This window comes from Kaarinaea lacus (assembly GCF_975902315.1).
This window is the reverse complement of record NZ_CDLKIE010000052.1, coordinates 1-3801: the sequence shown is the minus strand read 5'-3', so window position 1 is coordinate 3801 and position 3801 is coordinate 1. Positions and strand designations below refer to the sequence as shown.

At 44.3% G+C, this 3801-nt stretch carries 3 protein-coding genes; 2 read left to right on the top strand and 1 reads right to left on the bottom strand.

The window, feature by feature from the left end; genetic code table 11:
* A partial coding sequence (locus ACWVCM_RS00910) for a diguanylate cyclase (protein ID WP_455199812.1) occupies window positions 1–774 on the top strand: 774 nt, incomplete at its 5' end.
* Window positions 775–1016: 242 nt separating this feature from the next.
* Complete coding sequence (locus tag ACWVCM_RS00905; RefSeq protein ID WP_455199811.1) at window positions 1017–3395, top strand: patatin-like phospholipase family protein; 2379 nt, start codon at window positions 1017–1019, stop codon at window positions 3393–3395.
* Here ACWVCM_RS00905 and ACWVCM_RS00900 read toward each other — a convergent pair.
* Window positions 3392–3801 (bottom strand): DUF4080 domain-containing protein (locus ACWVCM_RS00900; protein ID WP_455199810.1); only part of this gene is annotated, 410 nt, incomplete at its 5' end. The two genes, ACWVCM_RS00905 and ACWVCM_RS00900, sit on opposite strands and share 4 nt — an antisense overlap.

The following is a 3801-nucleotide window of genomic DNA, read 5'->3' as shown; positions in this document are numbered from 1 at the left end:
CTCGCGAGATGGATAACCAAACCGATCAATCGATTGGCGAAAGCAGCGGACCGTCTTGAAGCAAATGATTTCTATGGCGATATACCCGCTATATCAGATTTAGCGCCTAAAGAGATTAATCAACTGGATCATGGTTTCCGGAAAGTGGTGTCGGGTTTGCAACAGTCACGTGCTGAAGTGAATGAACTTAACCAGTCATTGCAGGTAAAAATTGAAGCAGCCACTAAAAAGTTGCGTGATGCAAACAGCCGCCTGGAATATCTGGCAAAAAGTGACCATCTAACTGAGTTGGCAAATCGCCGCCATTTTGAAAAGACTCTGAATCAATTGCTGGCCCAGCAAGATGAGTTGAGTGAGCCTATTTGTATTATGCTAATTGATGTTGATAACTTCAAAGATATCAACGACAAATATGGGCATGCGGCTGGCGATGCAGTGCTGGTACAGATTGCACCTATTCTTAAAATGAATATGCGGCCCAACGATCTTGTTGCCCGCTATGGTGGTGATGAATTTGTGATTCAAATGAATTGTGCCTCGGAGATTGGATTGACGCGAGCGAGGGAGATACGAACCTATTTGCAGAATTATACCTTCGAGTGGCAGGGCAACAAAATTCAGGCTACGGTCAGTATTGGTTTATTACATCCGGAAAAAAGCAATGGGACGACACCTGCTCAGTATGATATTGAAACTCTGCTACAAAAAGCCGACACGGCAATGTACAACGCGAAAAAGAAAGGGCGTAATACCGTCGTACAAATCTCGTACTGAACATCATGACTGCTTTTCGTTTTACCTTCCCTTTTAATTAATCCTAAATTACCTTCTTTTTCATTGCTACCAGTACGGTCGTTTTTTACCCATAAAACGAATCTTGTTTGTTAATCTTCCACTACTTACCATTCATCGTTATGATGTGCGAAAGGCGTGGTTTGAAGCCAATGCTTAATAAACAAATAACAAATATTAAATAATAAAAAGTTTTCTACAACGACTATGAGGATTCGTTTGTTATGGATAACGCTGACAACAAGAACAACAAGCCAGAAGATTATGTACCTTATGAAAGCGGTGACATGGAGTATTTTGGCGCAGTTAAAATTATTCAGGACGAACAGAAATACATACTAAAAAGGCGTCAGCTGGATAACAAACCACGCAAAGAACAAACCGACTATCTAACGAATAAAGTTGCCGGTTTGTCATTATCCGGTGGCGGTATTCGATCCGCGAGTTTTTGCGTGGGTGTATTGCAGGCATTATCTTACAATCGTTGGCTGAAAAATATTGATTACCTTTCAACAGTTTCGGGCGGTGGATACATTGGTTCATCGCTAACCTGGTTATTGTCCCGCAAGTGGGAGGGTATCAAGGTCGGTGTGGATCGCAATAATTTTCCCTACGGTACCTATCCAATGATAGGGCAGGAGCCCAGGGCCGTCCTGGATGAAAAAGCGCAAGCGACTACTGTGGAACCCGACCAACGCTATCGTGGTGCCCTGTTACGTTTTCTGCGTCAGCATGGAAAATATCTTACCCCTGGCCGTGGTATCAATGTTATGTCCTTGCTGGGCGTGGTATTGCGTGGCAGCATCCTCAGTGTATTTGTGTATTTCTCATTACTGGTGCTGGTTTTTGCCCTGATAGGACAGCATTTCCTTTTCACAGCACCGCCTGCAGAATTTGTAAATCTGCTGCCAAACAATCTTGCAAATAGTCCATTAAATTACTCGTTAACCATTTCCCTGTTAGCCATCGCTATCTTTGTCGTTTTATCAATAGGGTATTCTCTATCAGCATTTTTTTTCTCTCAGCGTATGGGCGAGAGTACTGGAAGTGTTAGCCAGGTACATCAATCAGGGGGACGTTTGTCCTATCGATTGCGGCGCTGGAGTGAAAAATCCTACAACTATTTATTGACTACCGCCCTGGCTTTTCTGCTGATTGGTCTGATACCTGTTGTTTATGGCCAACTCGGAGGGAGTGCAGAGCAAACCAGCGATACGGCAGGTTTGACGGGGCTGCTATCCACCTTGCTGGGATTTGTTACCAGTATAGCGACCTTTCTGAAAACGAGTCGAATTAAACCGAGCAAAATCCCGTTGGGTCTGCTGGTTGCAGTATCAACGTTAACACTGTGGTTTGGTTTGTTCTTACTGGCCTATCATTGCATGTTGAAGATAAATGGCGATATGGCAGCTATTTATTCTCTAGGTATTGCAACTTTACTGGTTGGTCTGTTGGCAAACCTTAATTATATCTCGATTCACAGGTATTATCGCGATCGCCTAATGGAAGTTTTTATGCCGGATTTAGTCGAGGTTGTAAAGCAGAAAAAATCACCAAGCGGTGCATCTGCAGAGGCTGATAAAGCAAGGCTATCCGATATGTGTTGGTATAAAGCGGTGATGAATCAGTCTGCACCGGCAACGCTGGATACCAACCTGATGCCGTACCACATTATCAACAGTAATATAGTGCTGGTGTCGTCAAAAATATCCAAGTTTCGGGGTAGAGGTGGAGACAACTTTATTCTAACGCCGGCATATTGTGGCAGCAACGCGACAGGTTGGGCTACAACATCCACTTTCATGAAGGGGAGGATAACGCTCTCCACTGCAATGGCAATATCCGGTGCGGCTGTTAATCCCAGCACTGGAGTAGGTGGTGACGGCGTGACTCGGCAACCGCTATTATCCATGTTGATGGGTCTGCTTAATATTCGATTAGGGTATTGGGTGACTAATCCAGATCCGGATAAGAAACCATCGTTCACAAATATACCTAACTTTTTCTTGCCCGGATTATCAGAAATGGCATTACGCAAGAACCTGAATGAAGACAGCCGGTTTCTGCAGCTTAGTGATGGCGGTCATTTCGAAAACCTGGCTTTGTATGAACTGATTCGACGGAAAACAAAACTGATTATTGTCTGCGATGGTGCGGCCGATCCGGATTACAAGTTTACGGATCTTTCTAACGCCCTGGAGAAAATACGTGCAGATTTCGGCGTGCTTATGACGGTAAACGCCAGGCATCTGCATGAACTGGTGCCCATAAAAGACAAAGACAATGACTTAATGGCCTATGCCAGGCAAGGATACATCATTGCCGATATCCTCTATCCTGGCCGTAAGCCGGGGAAATTTATCTATATTAAAAGCTCTTTCTTCAGCGAACTGTCAGCAGACTTATATGGTTACAAACAGAAACAACCAGAGTTTCCCGATGAGCCAACCAGCGACCAGTTTTTTGATGAAAAACAGTTTGAAGCCTATCGTGAACTTGGTTACCAGACCGCCTGGCGAATGATGGAGAACGACTCAGTGAAAAATGATTCAGTCGTCAAATCAATATTCGGCCATTCTGAGAAACAGACCAATACAGATTAACTGTCTTTTTTGTGGCGCGACTGGCGTTGTTTGCCTTTCTGGTTTGGTTCATCTTTCGCTGATTTATAGGGTGCTTCCTTTTTAAAGTTTGGCTTGCCTTTTAAACCTGAGCGATCGAAGTCCGCCTGTAGTGCTTTTTCAGCGACCGTATCTTCTACGCCAAGTTCTGTAGTCAATCCTGAATATACCAGGTTGAAAAGTCGCGGCAGGGCAATGCGGTGTGTTTGTTCGGTGGTGGCAAAGATCCAGTCGCTTAGTGTTAAAAACCGGCGAAAAGCATTGTCCCCCAGTATCAATGCTAAAGCCTCAGTAAAGCGACCGGAATTGGCAATCATGTCCCAGTAACGAGCAAAGCGAGTCAGGGATTGCATGGTATTAAAACTAATATCCCTGGTACTAAGCACGT